13 protein-coding genes are annotated in these 21,453 nt (G+C 44.0%); 2 read left to right on the top strand and 11 right to left on the bottom strand.

From position 1 onward, the window contains the following. Positions 1 to 27: 27 nt before the first annotated feature. The 3 genes from sohB to AWH61_RS06990 all read right to left on the bottom strand — a co-directional run bounded on the left by sohB (position 28) and on the right by AWH61_RS06990 (position 6,554). Positions 28 to 1,074, bottom strand: coding sequence for a protease SohB (gene sohB, locus AWH61_RS07000; RefSeq protein WP_039227763.1), 1,047 nt, complete (start codon positions 1,072 to 1,074; stop codon positions 28 to 30). A gap of 119 nt (positions 1,075 to 1,193) precedes the next feature. Then, on the bottom strand, positions 1,194 to 3,716 hold the full coding sequence (locus AWH61_RS06995; RefSeq protein WP_075176576.1) for an acylase: 2,523 nt from the start codon (positions 3,714 to 3,716) through the stop codon (positions 1,194 to 1,196). Positions 3,717 to 3,956: 240 nt separating this feature from the next. Continuing rightward, positions 3,957 to 6,554: a VolA/Pla-1 family phospholipase gene (locus AWH61_RS06990; protein ID WP_014949465.1), complete on the bottom strand. Its 2,598-nt coding sequence runs from the start codon at positions 6,552 to 6,554 to the stop codon at positions 3,957 to 3,959. Between the two features lie 320 nt (positions 6,555 to 6,874). Here AWH61_RS06990 and AWH61_RS06985 point away from each other — a divergent pair, with 320 nt between their 5' ends. Next, positions 6,875 to 7,618 carry a YciK family oxidoreductase gene (locus AWH61_RS06985; protein WP_014949464.1) on the top strand — a complete coding sequence of 248 codons (744 nt, stop codon included), beginning with the start codon at positions 6,875 to 6,877 and terminating at the stop codon, positions 7,616 to 7,618. Between the two features lie 95 nt (positions 7,619 to 7,713). On the opposite strand, the gene glnS is transcribed toward AWH61_RS06985, so the two are convergent. After that, positions 7,714 to 9,381 carry a glutamine--tRNA ligase gene (glnS, locus tag AWH61_RS06980; protein ID WP_039227768.1) on the bottom strand — a complete coding sequence of 556 codons (1,668 nt, stop codon included), beginning with the start codon at positions 9,379 to 9,381 and terminating at the stop codon, positions 7,714 to 7,716. A gap of 296 nt (positions 9,382 to 9,677) precedes the next feature. On the opposite strand from glnS, the gene AWH61_RS06975 reads away from it, so the two are divergent. Beyond that, a complete protein-coding gene (locus AWH61_RS06975; protein WP_039227862.1) occupies positions 9,678 to 10,700 on the top strand; it encodes a LacI family DNA-binding transcriptional regulator in 1,023 nt (340 codons plus the stop codon). Positions 10,701 to 10,802: 102 nt separating this feature from the next. On the opposite strand, the gene AWH61_RS06970 is transcribed toward AWH61_RS06975, so the two are convergent. The 7 genes from AWH61_RS06970 to AWH61_RS06940 all read right to left on the bottom strand — a co-directional run bounded on the left by AWH61_RS06970 (position 10,803) and on the right by AWH61_RS06940 (position 21,326). Further along, positions 10,803 to 12,500, bottom strand: coding sequence for an alpha-amylase family glycosyl hydrolase (locus tag AWH61_RS06970; RefSeq protein ID WP_075176575.1), 1,698 nt, complete (start codon positions 12,498 to 12,500; stop codon positions 10,803 to 10,805). Position 12,501: 1 nt separating this feature from the next. Beyond that, positions 12,502 to 13,983, bottom strand: coding sequence for an MFS transporter (locus AWH61_RS06965; RefSeq protein ID WP_049588619.1), 1,482 nt, complete (start codon positions 13,981 to 13,983; stop codon positions 12,502 to 12,504). Between the two features lie 38 nt (positions 13,984 to 14,021). Continuing rightward, entirely contained in the window at positions 14,022 to 15,962 is a 1,941-nt protein-coding gene (locus tag AWH61_RS06960; protein WP_075176574.1) for a glycoside hydrolase family 13 protein, read from the bottom strand. Between the two features lie 156 nt (positions 15,963 to 16,118). Continuing rightward, positions 16,119 to 18,071, bottom strand: coding sequence for an alpha-amylase family protein (locus tag AWH61_RS06955; RefSeq protein WP_075176573.1), 1,953 nt, complete (start codon positions 18,069 to 18,071; stop codon positions 16,119 to 16,121). Positions 18,072 to 18,193: 122 nt separating this feature from the next. Continuing rightward, on the bottom strand, positions 18,194 to 19,090 hold the full coding sequence (locus AWH61_RS06950; RefSeq protein ID WP_075176572.1) for a PEP-CTERM/exosortase system-associated acyltransferase: 897 nt from the start codon (positions 19,088 to 19,090) through the stop codon (positions 18,194 to 18,196). 96 nt (positions 19,091 to 19,186) lie between these two features. Beyond that, positions 19,187 to 19,675, bottom strand: a complete 489-nt coding sequence (locus AWH61_RS06945; protein ID WP_207198495.1) for an RNA methyltransferase — start codon at positions 19,673 to 19,675, stop codon at positions 19,187 to 19,189. Positions 19,676 to 20,465: 790 nt separating this feature from the next. Next, positions 20,466 to 21,326, bottom strand: coding sequence for a patatin-like phospholipase family protein (locus AWH61_RS06940; RefSeq protein ID WP_014949455.1), 861 nt, complete (start codon positions 21,324 to 21,326; stop codon positions 20,466 to 20,468). Positions 21,327 to 21,453 lie beyond the last annotated feature (127 nt).

Raw genomic sequence — 21,453 nt, 5'->3', positions numbered from 1 at the left:
ATTATCAACACAGACAAATTGTCGCTATTAAAACCAGTGACGCGCTTTGCTCATTGATTTCATAAACACGCGCTCAACAACATTTGCTGCAGACATCCCCAGTTTCTCTGCTACATTTTTCTTCACAGCATACTTAACACTAAATATTTCGCGTGCGGGATAATGAGAAAGAATATAGTCATCTGAGGTTGTGATGTCGTCAATTAAGCCAAGCGACTTAGCTTTAATACCTGGCCAATACTCGCCTGTGGCGACTTTATCAATGTCCATATCTGGACGCTGGCTTTGAACGAAGTCTTTGAACAATACATGAATCTCTTCAATTTCTTCTTTAAATTTCGCGCGGCCTTCATCGTTGTTCTCACCAAATACGGTTAGAGTACGCTTGAATTCACCAGCGGTGTGTTGTTCAAACTCAATATCATTTTTCTTCAATAGTTTATTGAAATTAGGCAACTGAGCTAAAACGCCTATGCTGCCAATGTAAGCAAATTGTGACGCCAGTAATTTGTCTGCAACACAAGCCATCATGTAACCACCGCTTGCCGCCACTTTATCTACCGCAATCGTTAGTTTAAGACCCTTTTCCTTGATACGCTGAAGTTGAGACGCTGCAAGTCCATAGCCGTGTACAACCCCCCCACCACTTTCAAGTCGAACCAAGACTTCGTCTTCTTTATTCGCTACACATAAGATAGCGGTAATTTCTTCTCGTAAGTGTTCCACTTCATTGGCGTCCATCGAACCTTTAAAGTCGATGACATAAAGACGGGACTTCTCAGACTCTTCGCCCTGTTCTGTGATTTTGGCTTTGTTTTTTGCTTTATTTTTAGCTTTCGCTTCTTTTTTCTGTTCCTTGGCTAATTTCTTTAACGCATTTTTATCTAACAGAACCTGTTTCGCGTAATTTGTAATGTCTTTCAACTGCTCAGAAATAGACACGATTTCAAGTTGCCCTTTCCCATGCTTTTGCTTACTCGCTAAGCCAACAATGGTAGATACAACCACAATAAAAGCGATAACTAGCGTTACTGCCTTGGCAACAAACAAACCGTACTCGTACAAAAACTCCAAACTTTACTCCTAGTAAAATAAACGGGTAAGCGTCGTTGTTTACCCACAACGTAAATAGCGGCCTTGCTTTGTGAAAAGCAACGCCGCTTTGCTAATTACGTTATAATACCAGTCTCATCTTATTCTGACGATAGGGTAACTTGCTCTATCTTGTTAGCCTCTATCTCCTCGTCAGTAAAGAAGATATCTCTTAGCGTAGGCTGCGTAGAATAAAGCTGAGTTTGGTCTAAGAAATGTTCACTGCCATACTTGCGAGATTGTGAGTAGGTCAGAATACCCCGTCCCTCTGGGCCTTCATCAGTGAAGTTAATAACCATAGCCCAACTGGTGCCATAGTTAATATGGTAGCCCTCAGCTTCTGCACTCATTATGGTGTTACTATTCACAGGCTCGTAGTTATGACGTGGAAGCAACGTACCGTTCCTGTTGCTTATAACGTCAAACACGTTAAAGCCACCTTCAATATTGTGTGCACCAGCCCATGGTAGTTTGATACCAGACGCCGTGCCATCTGGCAGGCTTCGCTCAACAAACTGAACGTCCCCTAGCGGCGCGTCAAATGGGACACCAGCTTGCTCAATCACTTGAGTTGCTCTTGCCAATTGTTCAAGAGTAACGTCATTTTGCATCAAGCCAGAAGGCGTAGTGACTGGTGATTCTAGTGAAAACGGCGTCTCCCACTGTGGCGCTTGGTTAAACTGGAATGCAAACTCTCTAAACACGTGTGCACCAGTACTTGTAAGGTTCATGGTGCCATCCCAATCCTCCAACGCAGCACAGGCTTGTGAAACATCAACGCTAATTCCGTCTACATCTACAGGTGTTGAACCTTGCGCGGCGCATAGCGAAAGCAATGAAGGCAAAATATTCTCTGCTAAATAACTTCTGTTATTAAACAGTAAGCCTTCCACTTCGTCTGGCGTAAAGGTTCCGTCACTTCCCGCTTCGTTTTCAATAAACTGTTGACCCATTCTTGAGCGTAGTGTTTGTTGATATTCCACGCTACCAAATAGCGGATTGCTTACAACAATTGGTGAGTTTAAATTCGTTAACCAATAGCTGTCGTTCGAGTTTTGAACTGAATCCGTGCCCTCGTACTTAGGTGCTTCTTCGTATGGAACGGGTCCTTCGAAATCAAACTGCGAAATGTTACCCGGTAATACGGTAAAGCCAGCAGCTGCTTTAGTTTGAATAAGTAACGGGTTTGTAGTTAGTTGCTCAATTGCGGTTTCGGTTAGATTCGGCACGGTTGAATCATCAATGTAGAAGACTTGACCATCATCAGAGGCAGCCATTGTATTATTGAAAATAACACCGTCGTAATCTTTAAACGCCTGCTTAAACTCGTCCATGGATGTCGCCATATTCATGGCAAGCCAATGGTCTACAATATCGAAGTTAGGCAGGTTTGCGTCTTTGATGGCAAAGGCATTACTACCATTCCAATCAAAGTTACCAGGCACTTCAATCATTGGACCGTAGTTGGTGTAATACGCGGTCTTATTAAGCTTAATGGTTTGCCCTCCACCCACTGCGACATCAATTTGAAGTGGCTTTTCATAGATGGTGCGTCTGTTGCCATCAACCATATGGGTAAGGCCAGATTCATCATTTTCGTCGAGGGTCAGCTGATACACAACAAAATGTTCAGCCGTCGAGAAGGTGTGTGTCCATGCAACGTTTTCGTTAAATCCAATATTTACCGCACCAGGCAATCCCATCAACGAGCCACCTGTTACATTCAAGTGTCCGGGTACTTGAGCATGGAAATTCCAAAAGCGTAGGTTTCCTGTGTGAGGAAAATGCGGATTGCCTAAAACCATACCTTTGCCATTGGTCGTTTTATCGCTGCCTAACCCCCAACCATTAGAGCCCATTTCTTGAGGATTTTTTTCAGGCAGACCTACCGTTGGTGAAATCTTAAAGGTAGAAGCAACGTCACTTGAGGACGCAGCTGGAGTAGGTAGATAACTCTCACCTTCAGGCGCTGCAATAAACATAGGTCCTAAGAAATTAGCGGCCCCAGGTAATAGCGCCACGCCTAATGAGTACGTTAATAGATCCACACTATCAATTTCAGTGACCCATGGTTGGCCAGCACAGCTTTGATCTTGTTCTTCTACAGGAGTTTCAGCTAAGTACCGGTTGTATCCAGCAGTGTAGCCTTGAAACATTGCACGTGAATTAGCAGACAACCGAGGTAAGTTCTCTTCTGCTAACTCTCTAATACCTAGAGTAAGAAAACCGAAATCGTTAATAAGGTGCTCTGAATCACCGCTACCAGGTACAGTATCTGGACCAAAATACTTAGCTCTCTCAGAGTTATACTTAACAATCTGGTCGGCCAGTACGCAAAGGTTATCGCGTGCAAACGCATAACCCACACCGTAAGCCATACTTTCTAGGTTATCGGCTTTCACATGCGGAACGCCATAGGTGGTCCAGGTAACATCCGCGGACAGTGTACCGTCAGGAGAAAATGCTGGAATTGGTGCTGGTGTTGGTTCGGGTGTCGTAGGCGTTGTGGGCGCTGGTTGTTCTACATTAGAAAAGTCGTTATCGTTATCGCCGCACGCACCGAGAAGTGCAGTGAGTGATAACGCAATAAGCGTCCGTTTAGCGTTAAAGGTGTTGTCAATCATCTCAAATGTTCCCTAATGATAAATGAAAAAGGTCAACCACTCTTACCGCACGCGTCTTCAAAGCGGTGTTAATTACAGCATAAGTAAAACTGATCCGACCTGAATTCACACTACATTAACAAATGAAAACATTCAAACAACATTATAATTTTTCTACAAAAAAGCCGGCAATAACGCCGGCTTTCTTTCTATAAAATGTAAGCAGTTGTAACGCTGCCCATTGGAGCAAACTACCCTTGGTTAGTTCGCTACAACACTTTCATCAGAAATTGGCAGTACAAGTGCGTCAGACGCAATATAACCCGCCACTTCTTTTTGCATTTCCGTTGTTACCGCTGCGCTCGCCGCAGGGCTTAAGCTAGAAGCATGAGCACCACTATTGAACTGTACAATTCCGCTAATTGGATCTGTACCAGGACCTTGCGTGGTTGTCACTTGCTCTAAGCCAATGGTCGCTGCCAGAGGAAGCTGACCTGACAATGGTAACGCTGTTGAAATTGGAATAACTTGATCCGGAAGGTTCGCGTCGCTGCCATCACCCACTACGGTCATCATATGAACTGGCGTATTGCTACCCAGTGTCTGAGCGTAGTTAGTAGGGTCACCAGCATCCATTACCGTTTGCGCAGCAAAAGCAAACTCTGCAAATACTGCATTTACTTGGGCAGCCTGCTCAGCAGTAAGATTTTCTTCGAAAATCGCTACCGCTGCGCGAAGTTGTTCTTCGCTCACATCAGTGGTTTCATACAGTTGATTTAGCAAGGCAACAAACTCTTCAGAAGCCTGAGACAGTAACAGACCTTTGATAAGAGGACCAAACGCGGCTGACTCAATTAGGAACTGAGCAACACCGCCCCCTGGAGACTCAAGAGAAGCTTGCTTGACAGCAAACATGCCATCAAGTGCTGCTAAATCTCCGCCCATCGACGTGTTTGCCACTGAAGCAAAATTACCACCAGTGATAGCGCCTAGAGACACACCCATAATCGATACACGTGACATATCAAACTTAACATTTTGCGCTGCTGTGGTATCGACAACTGCGTTTAGTCCTAAACGTAGACCAAGTAAATCTGACACGCTTTGGCGTAGATTGTCCCGAGCCGTAGGCAAGCTGGCAAGGTTCATATAGTGAGTTGCGCTTACCGTAGTCGCGTTCAGTTCATCTGTACCGTCGCCATTAAGGTCAAAACCGCGGCTACCGTGTAATGGTTGGTCGATTGCTACTGAAGCAATACCTGCTAGAGACAGAGTACCTGTGATGGCAAGCATATCTTCTTTTTGGCTGGTAATGCCGTGCGCTAGAATAACCACTGGCCAACCGGCTTCAGGCATGCTGATAGGAAAACCTAAAGCACCTGCAATTGCTGGGTCAGGAATAGTAACCTGAACGTCTAACGTTTCTGTACCCATGTTTCCGCCAGTAGGCTGTGGATATGGGTTGAATTTAGTAATGTTTCTTGCGCTATCTAACATTTCGCCGTTAATACGAACGTCAGCAAGGCCTAGTGAAGAACACATTGCTGCATTAGGACCTGGCTCTGCGTCTGCAAGTAATTCTTGAGGAGCACCAGCTAAAACAATTCCGCTGTCACAAGCTGCCTTCCAGAAATCATTTACTGGAGCAAGTGGGTTCTCTGCACTTGGAACACCCAAGAAATAAGGCAACGCAATATTACCTTCATAACGTTGAGCTGCACAGAAAGGACCGGCTTGCGCTAAAATGCCCGTAGAAACACCAACAGCAAATTCGTTCAGCGCACCCCATTGAGCAGAAAGTTGACCAGACGCCGTACCCGCAAGTCCTGCACAAGTTTCTAACAAGCTGAAATCAGTAGCGTCAATCGCTGCTTGAATGTTATCTGGTAGACCTTGTTTACCCTGCTCTACTGCGCCAGCTACAACAGTAGCGTTTACAAGACCAAGTGCTTCCATGGCATTAGGCGCTGCAGATACATCGCTTACCGTGATTGCAGGTAGTGCAGTTGGAGCGGACGGGTCACCGCCAGCAGCCAGTTGTGCAAAACGGCTAATCATGACCTTCTTGATGGTATCAAGCGAGTTGGCAATAGACTGTGTGGTGAAAGCTGACACGTAAGTAATGTCTTCACGATCGAAACCCGCACCAAGCACTGGATTAACTAACGAATTAACTAAGCCTTGTAATTGAAGCTGTGCTGCACTTGATAGAGGATTAGTGTCGATGTCTTGTCTTACTGAGTCCCACGTAGTTGAACCCTGAACCGATTTGCCAGAAGAGTCTTTCAAATCAGTGGTCATTACTAACATGTAGCCCTGAGCTGCTTTTAGCGGCTTAAGAGGGACAAAAGTGATTGTGTTGCTATCAGCAAGGCTGAGTACGTAATCAACACCAAAGGTAAGTTGATCGCCAAGCTTACAACCCGCAGAAGGTGTTGTAACCTGCGCACAGTCAGGATCACTTTGATCAAGACCTAACGTTGCTTCAAAAAGCAATACGCCAGAAGATAATGTACTTGCATCAAGCGATGCGCCAGCAGGTGTTTCTACATTAATTACAAACGGGTGTTGAGTTGACCAACCGTCTAACACGTTGAGTGCATTTTGCGGGTCAGCAAAGTCTGTAGGGTCATCGACCGGAATATTCAGTGTGTAATCAAAGAAACCATCATCGCCTGGAAGCATCAGAAGGTCGTTTGGAATGTTCAAGTTCCCATTAGCTGGGTCAAAAACGATTCGTGAAAATGGTGTTTGGACTTCTGTTTCGGCCTGAATGTCGGAAAGGGTTTCATCGGAGCCACCACAGCCTGCTAGACCCAGCGCAAGGGCCACACTGGAACTTAATACGAGTTTTCTCATCTCTACTCCCTACAAGCATTGTTGTTATTCTGTGTCTAAAACTTAACTCTATTAAAAGTAGCTTGGTCTACCCTGTCTTTACAGGCGTAGATGATAGTTTTAAACATGTTAGACCAGTTGTATCTTCCTCAATCTTATTGACTTTGTTGCAACTTTGCAAAGTTTTGTTAACTACTTTTGTTAACTTTTTTTACGTTTGAAGAAATTTTCATTCATTGTTTTACTTGTGAGTCAGGCTGAGTATGATCTGGGGTTTGATTCTTAATTGGGTCTACAGGCCCCAATCATTGCGATATAAATGAACCTTTTGAAGGAAAATGATGAACGATTACAACGCACCAGCGGATTTATTGCGCGATAAAGTTATTCTTATCACCGGGGCTGGCGATGGAATTGGTGCACAAGCCGCAAAAACGTATGCTGCACATGGCGCTATTTGTATTTTATTAGGCCGCACTGTGTCTAAACTTGAAGCTGTGTACGACGACATTGTCGCAGCAGGTGGTCAAGAACCCGCCATTGTTCCTTTAGATATCAAAGGCGCAACGCCCTCTCATTATCAGCAAATGACGCAAACCATTATTGACCAGTTTGGCCGATTAGATGGTGTTCTTCACAATGCGAGTATTTTAGGCCACCTAAGTGCATTTAAAGATATTGATGCGCAAGAATGGCAAGACGTGATGCAAATTAACCTAAATGGCATGGTCTTCATGACACAAGCGCTTATTCCCGCTTTAGAGAAGGCAGAAAGTGCATCGGTAATTTTCACCACCTCTAGCGTAGGCAGAAAAGGTCGCGCATTTTGGGGAACGTACGCCGTATCAAAATTCGCAACAGAAGGCGTTATGCAAACCCTTGCTGATGAATATCGAAATAAGTCACTGCGCTTTAACTGTATTAATCCAGGTGGTACCCGCACACAAATGCGCGCTCAAGCGTTTCCAGCAGAAAACCCTGATACACTAAAAACACCTGAAGATATTATGCCTACGTATCTTTATCTTATGGGCGAAGACAGTAAGGAAACAACCGGACAGTCACTTGATTGCCAACCAAAGTAATTAACGAAAGCAATGTTCCATTAAACAAAAAAACCGCTTAAGCAGCACTTAAGCGGTTTTTTATTTACAGCGCATAAATGGCTAAAGGCCAGTGCCTACTCGCCCATTTTGGCCCATGTATCTCTTAGACCTACAGTGCGGTTAAAGACCGGCTTGTCGTCTGTGCTGTCTTTATCTACACAGAAGTAGCCAGTGCGTTCAAACTGCCATGCTCCTACTTCAGGAACATTGTCTGCCAATCCGGCTTCTACCCAACCGTGTTTTACTTCCAACGAGTCAGGGTTAATCGCATCGGTAAAGTTCTCTTCCGCAGCTGGGTTAGGCACGTTAAACAAGCGGTCGTAAAGCCTAAACTCCGCTGCCTGTGCCGTAGCTGCGTCCACCCAATGAATAACACCTTTAACTTTGCGGCCATCAGCCGGATCTTTACCAAGCGTATCAGGGTCATACGTGCAGTAAACGGTAGTGACATTACCATTTTCATCTTTTTCCACGCGATTAGCTTTAACCACGTAGGCGTTGCGAAGACGAACTTCTTTATCAAGCACTAAGCGCTTAAACTTCTTGTTCGCCGACTCTCGGAAGTCTTCTGCTTCTATATACACTTCGCGACTGAAGCCGATGTTACGCGTACCCATACTTTCATCGTTAGGATGATTGGGCGCAACAAGCGTTTCTGTCTGGCCTTCCTCATAATTTTCGATAACGAGCTTTATTGGATCTAATACGGCCATTGCGCGAGGAGCATTTGCATTTAGGTCGTCGCGTATGCACGCTTCTAGCATGGACATTTCAACCATGTTGTCCATCTTAGTCACACCAATGCGTTTACAAAACTCAACGATTGAACCCGGTGTGTAGCCGCGACGGCGTAAACCTGCAATGGTAGGCATGCGTGGGTCGTCCCAGCCATGTACATGGTTTTCGTCGACTAACTGAATAAGACGACGCTTGCTTAATACCGTATATTCTAGATTAAGACGTGAGAACTCATACTGTCTTGGCGTGCAGTCGATAGAAATGTTTTCGATAACCCAATCATAAAGACGACGGTTATCCTGGAACTCTAGCGTACACAGGGAGTGCGTTATTCCCTCAATGGCGTCTGAGATACAATGTGTAAAATCGTACATTGGATACACGCACCACTTATCACCAGTTTGATGATGGTGAGCATGCTTAACGCGATAAATTACCGGGTCACGCATGCACATAAATGGCGATGCCATATCAATTTTCGCACGCAGACTACACTCACCTTCTTTATATTCGCCTGCCGTCATTTTGGCAAACTCACTGAGGTTAGTTTCAACGTCTGTATCGCGATAAGGGCTATTTTGACCAGGCTCTTTAAGGGTGCCACGCATTTCGCGCATAACGTCTTGCGCTGAAAAATCTACATAGGCTAAGCCTTTTTCAATAAGTTCAACGGCGTATGCGTGTAGTTGGTCAAAGTAATTCGATGAATAGCGCGCTTCTCCGTCCCACGTAAATCCAAGCCATTGCACATCTTCCTTAATTGAATTAACGAAGGTAATGTCTTCTTTTGCAGGGTTGGTATCGTCAAAGCGTAAATTGCACGTACCTGTGTAGTCTTGAGCAATACCAAAATTCAAGCAGATAGACTTGGCGTGGCCAATGTGTAAGAAGCCATTCGGCTCTGGTGGAAACCGTGTTTTAATTGCGTCATGTAGACCACTAGACAGGTCTTTATCAATAATCTGACGGATAAAATTGGTCGGACGGTGTTCAGTCTCGGCCATTCGCTTGTTCCCCTTATGCACGTAATATTTCAAAATCTCGCTGAGTATAACACTCTCGCAATTACTTCAACCATGTTTTATTCAAAGAAGCCTGACAAGTGATTGAATTAAGAGCGATCTGCAAATACCTTCTAAAACTAAATGCCGTTATGACTTCCAAAATATAAATAAGCACTGACGAAATCGTAACTTTGCGTGGCATTTGAGCGACTGCGTCTCAAAATGCGCGCGTCATTATAAAAATATGGTAATCTAAATTCGCGACAACAAGGTCGTAGCAGCAAATCATGGTGTTTATGAAAGAAAAAGCAACCTCTTTTGACATTGCCCACTTGGCAGGTGTTTCGCAGTCGACGGTTTCGCGAGCGTTAAATAATAGCCCGCTAGTTAATCAAGAAACTAGAGATCGCGTTCAGCGTATTGCCCGGGAACTCAATTACAAAGTGGATAAAAACGCAAGTAACTTGAGAAAGCAAAAGAGCAGCACAATTGCCCTACTCTTGTTTGAAGATCCTACGTCCGATGATTCGATGATTAATCCGTTCTTCCTAGCGATGCTCGGCAGTATTACTCGCGCGTGTGCGCAAGCAAACTATGATCTGCTTGTGTCCTTCCAAAATTTAGATGATGACTGGCACGCAGAATATGAAGACTCAAATAAGGCTGACGGCATTATTCTATTAGGATATGGCGACTATACTGATTACCAAAACAAAGTCGCGCAACTTGAATCGCAGGGCACCCACTTTGTTCGTTGGGGTGCGCCAGATGAAGCACACCCAGGGGTTAGTATCGGTTGTGATAACTATCAAGGTGGCCAAAGCATAACGTCACATTTAATTGGCTTGGGTAAAACTTCCTTTGCGTTTATTGGCGACAACGGCGATCACGCCCCTGAATTCAAAGCGCGTTTTAACGGTTATTTTGAAACACTTCATTCTCATGGGCTCGATCAGTCAAGTGTTCAACGCAATGCTATTTCGACTGAGGACGCGGGGTCAGAAGCGGTGAAATCATTGCTGCAAAGTGGCGAACTTCCCCAAGCAATTGTCTGCGCATCAGACCTTATTGCAATGGGCGTGCTTAGAGCGCTGCGCCAGGCAAAAGTGAATGTGCCTGATGATGTAGCCGTGGTTGGCTATGACAATATTGCGGTTTCAGCCTACACCACGCCTTCGCTCACCACTGTTCAGCAAAATACCAAACTGGCGGGAGAGTTATTGGTAAACACCTTATTAAAAGCCATTAACAACGAAGACGTTCAGGATTATTTAATGCCTGCGGATATTATTATTAGGCAGTCATGTGGCAGTGAGTAAGCGTGTGCAAATTACACGCTAGAAATTAAGCAATCACTGATTAACAAAAAGCCCCGGGCGTTAAACAACCACGGGGCTTTTTTATTGTGCGCTAAACACGTTTTATTGGCGGGCCAACTGATGCTTAATTTGAGCAAGTAATGCGCTGTTACTTACTTGACCTTCGCGCACCCATACCTGAACGCCATTGGGCTTAACCGTTGCGGTTAACGCATCACCGAGTTCTACCGTTTGCGTTTCTCCAGATAATTGTTCCGTCCAGTCGCCCGATTGCATAAAGTCACTAACCTCAAAAGATTGTGCGGCATTACCCTTATTAAGCAATACAAGTGCAGTCTGCTGTGTTTCTGCAGTATCAACAACGCGATAAAACGCCGCTTGATGACCGTCAAGTTCAACGTTGACTTGAACACCGCGCTGCAGTGCTACCGTGTTTTTACGCACATTGGCAATCTTTGTAAGCGCCTGTTGAATAGGATGTGTCTTGGCTTGGTCTAGGCGCTCTTGACCAACATAGTTACGATTGCCAGCATGTTCCGCCGTACCGCGCATGAAGCCAATTTCAGATCCCATGTATACAACCGGAATGCCTCTTACTGTAAACAACCAGTTATGCGCATTAATAAAGCCTTCATCAGTGGCATTAATGCGCGCCATATCGTGGTTATCGTAGAACGTAGTTAATTCATATGGATTGTTATATGGCCCGTGCGTAAGATGAAGCACCGTTTCTAAGTCAGCAAAATCACTCTCTAACGGCTTTTCAAATACACTCACCATGGCCTTTTGCATAGGAAAGTCTAATACACTGACGCCCCCATTTTTCGGTAACGTATGTTGGGCAATGTTGTTCGCCTCATAGTCAAATGCTTCGCCAAACATAAAAAAGTCAGGGTTTTGCTCGCGTATACGATCTGACGCTTCACGCCAAAACGCATGAGGCACATGCCTGATTGTATCTATTCTAAATGCATCAGCACCTTGAGAAATCCAATACAAATAGCTGTTGATGAGATAATCGCGTACGGCGGGGTTTTCGTCATCTAGATTAGAAAGCTTTACTAAATCTGGATAGTTGTGAAAAAAGCTATGAAGCGGGTTGTTTTCAGGGTCAAGCTCTTCAGGCGCCAAGTTTTGATGATCAGCAACCAGATTTCCATCGCTGTCATATATTTCCCCGTAGCCGGGTAAGTCCTTTTCCATGGTGAAGCTTGGTGTGCCATGATTTGCCACAATATCAAACACGGACTTAAGGCCATGCTGTCGCATTTTCGCCGTATAGTCACTAACGCTTAAATTGGCGCTAACCAGATGCTCGTCAGCTTTATAGAAATTAGTTGCCCAATAGCCGTGATAACCCGTTTTACCACCGTCTTTAAAGGCACCGCCATAAGTAATGGGTTCATCGCCATTAAACGCATAGTCCGGGTTATCGTGGACAGGCGTCATCCATACTGCTGTAAACCCCATTTCTTTAATATAATCGGCGTTGTTTAAGATACCCTGTAAATCACCGCCCATGTAACCCACATAGGCTTTCTTACCTTCAGGACCTTCTAAGGGCAGTTGCCACGTAGGGTGATCTCCTCCCTGCTCTTCATGATTGTTCGAAGGGTCGCCGTCTACAAAACGATCTGTTACAACAAAGTACACCGCTTCGCTAGCAAATGGCGTAGTGGTACCCACGATAGCGTGGCTGTTTTCTTGTATATCGTTAGATGAAGGAACAGATGTACTCGAGCAGGCTGAGCAAAATAAACCAGCTAACGTTAATGCGATTGTTGTACGATTAAATGACATATTAAGCTCCCTGCGCTTCTTCAATTTCTTGCTTATCGGCCTCGTTCACGAAGAAAACTGAAACCGCACCAATTAACATAGAAACTCCGGCAACAACGATAATGTACTTTGCGTCGTTGTCGAAAACAGAACTTAGAATCCAGCCAGCAGTTAAGCCCGATACAATTTGAGGGGCGGCTACGGTAAAGTTAAAGATACCCATATAAACACCCGTTTTATTTGCAGGTAACGCACCAGCTAACATAGCGTAAGGCATAGCAAGAATAGCAGCCCACGCAATACCTACGCCTACCATAGGGATTAACAGCTTCACTGCGCCCAAAGGTACTGTTACTTCAGTAATCAGTAAGTTTACGTTGATCATCGTCAGGTCTTGGAATAACAAGAAGCTTACGTAGCTCAGGCCACCTAGCGCTAAAGACGAAGCGTAAACCGTTTTGCGACCAAACTTGTCAGCAAGTTTTGCCAAGAAAATAGAAAAAATAGCAGCAAATACCGAATACGCAGCAAATAGAATCCCTACCCAATCACCAGCAGCTCCCTTGGCCATGATGATGGTTTCAGGCACCATCGGGGCTGCAGCAATATAAGCTGGGTCAAACCACTGCTTATCTACATTCCATATATGTTGCGTAATAGCAGGTGTGGTATATACCCACATAATGAAGAGCGCAAACCACGAGAAAAACTGCACGACAGCAAGTTGTTTCATTGTCTTTGGCATATCTTTTACTAACGTGAAAAACTCACTTAAGCGTTGTCCTAGCGGTGCTTTAGGCGCTTTTTCAGTTGCAGGCTGCTCTTCGGTAAGCCCTTTATAGCGGTTGTATTCATCTGGTGCGTATTCTTTGGTACGAACTACCGTCCAAATGACCGTACCAAGCAGTACTGTAGCGCCAATGTAGAAAGCCCAAACAACAGAAGGTGCAACCTCACCCATTTGTGCCGTATTTTCAAGGCCAATAACATTGGTAAGTACAAATGGCAGTATTGAGCCGATAACTGCGCCTATATTAATCAGTAACGACTGAATCGAATAGCCAACATTGCGTTGTGACGGCGGTACCATGTCTGACACCAATGAGCGAAACGGCTGAAAACATACGTTAAACGACGCGTCCATAAGTGCAACCATTAACGCGCCCATTACCATAGGTGCCAAGAAGGCAACAAATATCGGCGCATTCGGCAGTAAAATCATACCCAATACTGCGGCGATTGCACCAGCAAGAATGAACGGGCGGCGTCGACCTAATCGATTCCACGTTCTATCAGATGCTGAGCCAACAATTGGTTGAACGATTAACCCCATGATTGGCGCGACGAGCCAAAATAGTGATAGCGAGTGAAGGTCTGCCCCTAAGTCTGAAAGGATCCGACTTACGTTTGCGTTTTGCAGTGCAAAACCGAATTGAACACCTAGAAAGCCAAAGCTGACGTTCCATATTTGCCAGAAAGAAAGGCGTGGTTGAGTTGCTTGCATACTTTGCTCTATTTATTGTTTTACTATAGTTAATACGATTACTGCACAATGAAAACACTAGCAGACATTGCTGGTAAGCTTAAGGTATCCGTCGTCTTAAAAGATATCCCATCGCTAACTCGTGTTAACGTCTGGTGTGTGCTTAGCACCTCTGCATACTTATTTAGAGGCAGGTCCACTGGCTTTTTATTTAAGATGACCAATATTTTATCAGACTGATTAGTATTTGATTTATCTGCACCACTGGCTGAATCGACATTTGCCTCTCGAATATAGGTATAAACCCCATTCTCCGGTGCAAAATGCTTCAACAGGCCTTTAAACTGCAAAGGGTGTGATTTACGCAGTTGAAGTAAGCCCTTCACACGCTGCTGTGCCCAACGCTCATCATCCGTTAAACCGTGCCCGGTAAAAGCGTTTTTGTCATTGTCCGAAGGCCACCCGCCAGGAAAGTCAGAACGAATAATACCGTGGTCTTCACTGCCTTCGTTACCCATTAAAATTTCTGTACCGTAAAAAACTTGTGGAATACCGCGCGTAGTGAGCAATAGCGTCATCGCCATATTCCATTTGTCTTTATCATGACCGAGCTGAGTAAAAATGCGGCTCATATCGTGGTTATCAGGAAAGATGACCAAATTATTCGGGTCGCCATACAAAAAGTCAGTAGCTAAGGTTTCGTATACAGAGATGAAGCCAGAATTCCAGCTTTCGTCATTGCTCAACGCTTCAACGACTGCGGCTTGAAGCGGGAAATCCATAACCGATGGTAGAGCGCTATCGTAATCATCGTGGCGGTGGCTACCCGCCTGCCAATATGCCGTGATTGCGGGGTTAACTGACCACTCTTCCCCTACTATATTGAAATTCGGGTACTCGTCCATTATGCGGTTTGTCCATTGGCTCAAAAACGCCTTATCAGGATAGGAGTACGTATCCACTCGTATTCCACTTAGCCCAGCGCTTTCAACCCACCAAATCGCGTTTTGAATAAGGTAGTTCGCTAAATGCGGATTGCGCTGATTTAAGTCCGGCATGGTTGGAACAAACCAACCATCGCTAAACCCTTTTATATCGCTTGCTATGGCGTGAGGATCGTGAAGAGCTTCACGCTTGTGGGTTGTCCCTACAAATTTACCGTTGTTATTGATCCAGTCGTGTGACGGCGTATCTTTCATCCATAAATGATTACTGCCTATATGGTTAAGTACCATATCCATTATAATGCCAAGACCCTTTGATTTAGCTTCAGTACTTAACGCAATAAAATCGTCATTGGAACCAAATCTAGGGTCTATTTTGTAGTAATCCGTGGTGGAATAGCCATGATAACTGTATTTATCCATGGCATTTTCGAGCATGGGCATTGTCCATATTTGAGTAAAGCCCATATCCTGAATGTAGTTGAGGTTATCAACAATACCTTGAATGTCACCACCGTGGCGACCACCTTTGAATGAACGGTCTGCGGGATCGCCATAACCCTTAACATTATCATTTTCCACATTACCATTGGCATATCTGTCGGGGGCAATAAGATAAATAGCATCTTGAGGCCCAAAGCCTTCGCGCGACGCTGAGCCTTGTGCTCTTTTTTCTAACGTGTAAGTTAAATCACGGGTCGTACCATCGCTGTCAGTAAGCCTGATAACGAGTTCCTGGGCACTAACATTCGACGTGTCTAGCGTTACGAATAGATAGTTTTCACTATCAAGGGCTTGGCTATGCTTAACGCTTACATCGCCTTTCGCTATTGAAACAGTGTCATCGGCAACATCATCACCATAAAGCATCAGTTCTACATTACTGTTTTGCATACCAACCCACCAATTCGGCGGGTAAACATCAATGCCACTGTTTGCAGATGATTGAACTGAGAACAAAGGAAATGTAGTGATACAGCTGAGGAGAAGCGGAATTGCGCGCTTTTGGATTTTTTTATGACCACTGTCATTAGTTACACGATTACGTTTTGGCACATCAACCCCATGTTAAAAATACGTTAAGTACAAGATGGTGATGAGATACTACCTTGCCCGTCCGATCTGACCAATGCTCTGCATACGTATTCACGAAACACCATGTAAAAAAACATGGTGTTTCGCGTTAACGCAGCAGCATGTGATAAAACCTAATTAGAAGGCGAATACTTTAGTCTCAAGCCCTTCCAATGAGAACGAAGCGTTGTAGTTAATGCCCGCTTTTTCTAGTGTTATGCCTTCATGAGAAAGCATAGGCGCTAGCGTGATCCGATCGCTATCTTTACCTAAAACATTTGAAGGAACAACAAGCTTCATTGCACCTGTAGGCTTATCGTTAAAATTAGCCACAACCACAAATCCGTGCTCACCTTGCGCGCGCACAAAAGCAAATTGCTGCTCAGTATAGGCTGAATCTTTCACATCAAGATTGAGCGCGTGCAGGCTTTGATATTCACCTGTAACTGCAGGGTTTGTGGCAGCAATAGCCATCACGTCTTGGTAAAATTGGTGAAGTGCTTTTTCATCTTCGGTAGATTTCCCTGCATCAAACTTACCGTCGTTCATAAAACGCTGATGGGCAGGAACACCTACATAATCGAAAATTGACGTACGTGTTGGATCTCCAAAACCTGTCTCTTCGCTACCGTCTTCACCCACATCTTGACCAAAGTACAACAGCATAGGCGAACTGCTAATAAGCGCACTCACTGCGAGCGCGGGTTTACCTTTCTCGGCACTACCGGCAAAGTCGGGGCTGGCTATACGTTGTTCGTCGTGATTTTCTAAAAAATGAAGCATATGCGGGGCGATATCATTGATTTCATCATGAATAGTAACCAGTTTGCTTACTTCTCCACTCCCCTGCATAATCGTTTTTAATGTGTCGTAGAAACCCACCTTGTCGTAAAGGTAGTCCATTTTGCCTTGATGGATATACTCGCGATACTTATCTGGTTGATAAACTTCCGCTAGCAAGAACGCATTAGGTGCCTTTTGTTTAATACTGCTATTTAGAAACGACCAAAACTCAACAGGCACCATTTCGGCCATATCGTAGCGGAAACCGTCGACACCTTTATCTATCCAATAATGTGCAATATCTCTGAATTTATACCACGAATCTGGTACGTCTTTTCCTTGCCAAAATGCGGCATGTTCTTCAAAAGACTTATCACTGTACTCTTCAGGTAGAACTGGAAAGTCGTAAGTGCCGTCAGGCTTCACGCCATAGTTCACTTTTACGGTCTCATACCAGTCGTTTATATCCGGTTTCGAAGCTCTAGCACCGTTGCCTGTCCATTTTGCAGGAAACTCTTCGAACTTACCGTCAGATAGTGGATGCTTTTCACCACCTAGAGGTTGATAGTTATCAGCTGTGGGCACTTGAAACGCTTCACCTACTACATAGTAAAAGTTGTTATCACGGGCGTATTCAACAGACGTGTCGTCGTGCGCGCCGAAATCACTTACACCTTCAGGTGCAGAAAGTGAATGGTAATCACGGGCGACATGATTAGGCACGATATCGATAATAACCTTCATTCCCGCTGCGTGAGTCCTGGCAATTAGCGCTTCAAATTCTTCTAAACGCTTGGCTGGATCATCGGCTAGGTCTGGATTAACGTTGTAGTAATCTTTAACCGCGTAGGGAGAGCCCGCTCTGCCTTTCACTACATCTGGGTCGTCGTTTGAAATACCAAAATCAGTGTAGTCATTAATCACCGCATGGTGCGGCACACCGGTATACCAGATATGACTGGTTCCCAAAGATTTTATGGCCTTTAGCGCTTCGGGAGTAAAATCACTAAACTTACCTACCCCATTGTGCTCAATTGTGCCCCATGGCTGGTTATTTGTATTCGTGTTTCCAAACAAGCGAGTAAAAACTTGATAAACAACAGGTTTACCTTGCCTTTCAGCCGAATCGTTTAGCGTCGAACTTTCGCCGCTTTGACCAGATGGTTTCAGGCTAGCGTCTTTGATCACCGGTTTTTGATTATTCACTGGAGAGGTCGGCCCTGTACACGCTGTTAATCCAATTGACAGCATAGCAATTGACAAGGGTTTAAGACAAAAACGAAATTGGAAATTTGGCATGGTAATCATTGTGATAAACGTAAATTATGCCAACAGGATACGCGTTAACTGGATGTTAAAAAACATGCATACGTATTCAAACATAAAAAAACCGCCTGACGAGGCGGCTTAGTATTCCAGATAGCATGGTGTCATGCTGCATGAGCTATGCGAAGAGGCTTTCGAGTATGCTCAATGGTGGTAACGGCCACATCGCCAATAGCTTGTAACGCGCTATTTAGTTCTGAGTGAATCTTTCTGTGAAAACCTTTTAATGGTTTTGCTAATTCTGTTGCCAAAACAGTCGGTGAGACTCTATAGGGTACACGCTTACCATTGAACTCTATTGCTTCGCCAACTGAATTAAAATGAATACCAAAAGCCTTCATTCTTCTCGCTAACTTAGGTTCCATTAAAACGTAGGCATGTTTTACATTTAAATGCTGGCAGATACTCGTTGCCATTAAATAAAGCGCAATTGAAAGGTATGGAAAGTGCTCAACATTGAACGTTAGATTCTTTTTTTGCTTTACCTTTTCAAGCTTTTCAGCGGGAAGAATTTTTGAGCGCATTTGACGAACCCTGAATTCCCTTGGTATTGCTAATCGTGAGATTTCACAAACGCTAGCAGGGTCACAACTGGAAGGAAGTAGTTCATTTTTCTCAAAGGCTTCAGCAAATTTTTCTTCCAATGGAAGTGCCAAGCCATCTTCCGTCGGCAAGACCAACCTTATCGTGCCTGCACACTCTCCTGTTGGCAAATGCTTGATGTAGCAATTGATCGCGCGGTCATCAAACTTATCTTTTTCTAATGCAGTGGCATTTTTCTGCTCGAAGTTCATTTCTTCACAATACACTTTGTGTCGCGTTTTATAACTCACCTGCTTTTCACTTTCTTCGTTAGCAATCACAAGTTCGTAACGACTAAAGAAGAAATTAGAAATACTCTCTTCGAGTGAGAAACGACTAGGGAGTACCCTAGAAAATGTTTGTGGTAGTCGACTCAGTTTGTTAGACACGGCGCCATTAAACGCTCGAACTGCGCTCATTGTTCTCATCTTCAACGCAAAGCTCCCCTGATTTAATTTATTATTAGGCTTGTGGGTAACTTCCTGTTCGCAACGACAGCCTTAGTTATTTAATTACTATTTAATCTTAGATTTGTTATTCGTATCTCTACTTTGTCTGATAAGTGCATCCCCACTTACATAATCAGACTTTGACAGACGGTCATACAGCAACACATTTGCTGTGGCCGCTAAATTCATGCATGAAAAAGTAGGAACGTAGACAACATGATCGCACCAAGACAAAACGTCTTCGCCGATACTGCCATCTTCAGGACCTAGCAAGTAAAACGCATTGCTCGGGTGCTCAAACAAAGGTAGTGGTGTAGCACCCTCTACCAGTTCAACCGCTACGACTGACGCACCTTCAGGCACTACTTCTTTTAAGTCGTCGACCCCAATGGTCGGAATGACTTTATGAAACGCTTTCGTATCCGCATTAAAATCTTTAGCAAATCGATAGCGCTGACCAGTATAAAAAACGCTGGCCACACCATAACAACCTGCAGCTCGCAGTATAGAAGCAACATTTACGGGATTTTTCGGGTTTATTAACCCAATTGACATTTTCTGATTCGCAATTTGCACGTTTGTATTTATTTTATTTTTTATTCAGCATTTGATATTGCCACGTTCTTTCTCACGCATCTAGACAGGTTAGCGTAAACTAACCTTAAGTATGATTAAATTTATCTAAATAGCGGTAGACACAAAACTCGCGATTCAACTATGCCAATGAGCATTTCTGCCAATGAGCATTGGTCTCCTCTTGTTATCGAGAAGCACGTGATATTGCAAAGCGTGGTCGATTATAATTTCTATATTTTAATAACGTGTGACAGTTTGGTCTATTTACTCAATCCCTTTTTTAAGAAGGATTTAATGTTGAGATAAATGAACCATCTAAAATCTTCGCATCGTTTAAAAAAACAGCGTTTATTGCCACCTGTTCAGCAAGATGCAGACCAGTTTGATGAAAATATTGCACATTACCTGCAAAGTTTACATAAGAATGATTCATAAACTCGATAAAATTCACTTTTTTCAAAATGTTACTAAAATAGGAAAAATGGAAACTTATGTTCAAACGGGAAGACAACAGCGCTAGTTATAAGCGATGTAAGGGAAATAGCGTTGCTAAATTCAACAATTCACGATGTGTAAGACTGGTACTAGAAGTAAGAATTAGTAACTTAAGTTTAAACTGTTGCCAAATTGAAACAGGCTAAAATACTGAAAATTAGAGTTTTATTGGAGATAAAAAAAAGCTTGGAAAAAAAACCAAGCTCTATAAGCCTTTTGTTGCGATTTGCATACAGGCTTTGTACAGAAAGAAGAAATCAGTCTGGTAGGGTTGCTATGCGCTTTTGCGCTGTCTTTCCACTGAATTCTCATAGCAATGTTTAAGGTAGCGTCTTGCCATGCGCCGCCCTTGACCGTAGCCTCGCAATAACTTCTTCTTATCCATAGTTAAACGCTTAACGCAAAAAGCTTCATCAGGCGCTATCACACGGATTGTGCAGTCGTCGGGTGGATTATTGAGAAAAGCTAACGTTTCGTTATAAATGGCTGCACGCTGCAACATCTTATCGAGTAGCGCAGGCTGGTTGCCATACATCTTTTGCATTAGCCAAACAGACTTTACTTCTGGTTTTGTAAAACCTAACGGTTGAGAAAGAATAACCGTGATATCCTTCGCACCCATTTTGTATGCTTGGATAGCAGGTATTGCATCTGCCACTCCCCCGTCCAAGTATCGCGTACCATTTATTGAAATTTCGTCTCGGTATGCAGTTGGCAACGCACAGGAAGCTACCATTAAATCATCAACATTATCTTTGGTGGCTTGTATATATTCACATTCACCTGACTCTGCATTAGTAATCCCAACATACAGTGGCATGCTGCTTTTTTCACCTGGTGCAGGAATATTCATGGACTGTTTAGAGTGATGCCATAGCCAATGAACATCTGTCATGTGCCCACCTTTTATGAAACGAAGCGGGCTAAAAAACTCCCTCTTTGTGGCGTATTGCGTGATGATGGTTTTACTAAGCCCATGCATTTTCGATACGTAGGTTGAAAGATTAGTTGCGCCAGCTGAAACACCAATCGCGAAGTCGAACGAATGGTAGTCATGCTCCATGAATTTGTCTAACACGCCTGCTGCAAAAACTCCGCGCATAGCGCCACCTTCAACAACAAGTGCACGTTTCATTTTCATCTCCTTCTGAATAAATTCAACCACTCTGGTACGACCACTATTTTCTTGGTGATACTACTAGAGAATCAAGAGATATGCCAAAAACAAAAAACCGCGAACTACGTCGCGGTTTTTAAATCTT

It is taken from the genome of Alteromonas sp. W12, from assembly GCF_001924945.1.
GTDB classification, from domain to species: domain Bacteria; phylum Pseudomonadota; class Gammaproteobacteria; order Enterobacterales; family Alteromonadaceae; genus Alteromonas; species Alteromonas macleodii.
Note: the sequence above shows the minus strand (reverse complement) of the source record. Positions and strands in the feature narration are given on the sequence as shown.

Bases quoted from the DNA above. Each gene is read 5' to 3' on its own strand.
- AWH61_RS06995 (WP_075176576.1), bottom strand. From the start codon at position 3,716: ATGATTGACAACACCTTTAACGCTAAACGGACGCTTATTGCGTTATCA.
- AWH61_RS06990 (WP_014949465.1), bottom strand. From the start codon at position 6,554: ATGAGAAAACTCGTATTAAGTTCCAGTGTGGCCCTTGCGCTGGGTCTA.
- AWH61_RS06985 (WP_014949464.1), top strand. From the start codon at position 6,875: ATGAACGATTACAACGCACCAGCGGATTTATTGCGCGATAAAGTTATT.
- glnS (WP_039227768.1), bottom strand. From the start codon at position 9,381: ATGGCCGAGACTGAACACCGTCCGACCAATTTTATCCGTCAGATTATT.
- AWH61_RS06975 (WP_039227862.1), top strand. From the start codon at position 9,678: ATGAAAGAAAAAGCAACCTCTTTTGACATTGCCCACTTGGCAGGTGTT.
- AWH61_RS06970 (WP_075176575.1), bottom strand. From the start codon at position 12,500: ATGTCATTTAATCGTACAACAATCGCATTAACGTTAGCTGGTTTATTT.
- AWH61_RS06965 (WP_049588619.1), bottom strand. From the start codon at position 13,983: ATGCAAGCAACTCAACCACGCCTTTCTTTCTGGCAAATATGGAACGTC.
- AWH61_RS06955 (WP_075176573.1), bottom strand. From the start codon at position 18,071: ATGATTACCATGCCAAATTTCCAATTTCGTTTTTGTCTTAAACCCTTG.
- AWH61_RS06950 (WP_075176572.1), bottom strand. From the start codon at position 19,090: ATGAGCGCAGTTCGAGCGTTTAATGGCGCCGTGTCTAACAAACTGAGT.
- AWH61_RS06945 (WP_207198495.1), bottom strand. From the start codon at position 19,675: ATGTCAATTGGGTTAATAAACCCGAAAAATCCCGTAAATGTTGCTTCT.
- AWH61_RS06940 (WP_014949455.1), bottom strand. From the start codon at position 21,326: ATGAAACGTGCACTTGTTGTTGAAGGTGGCGCTATGCGCGGAGTTTTT.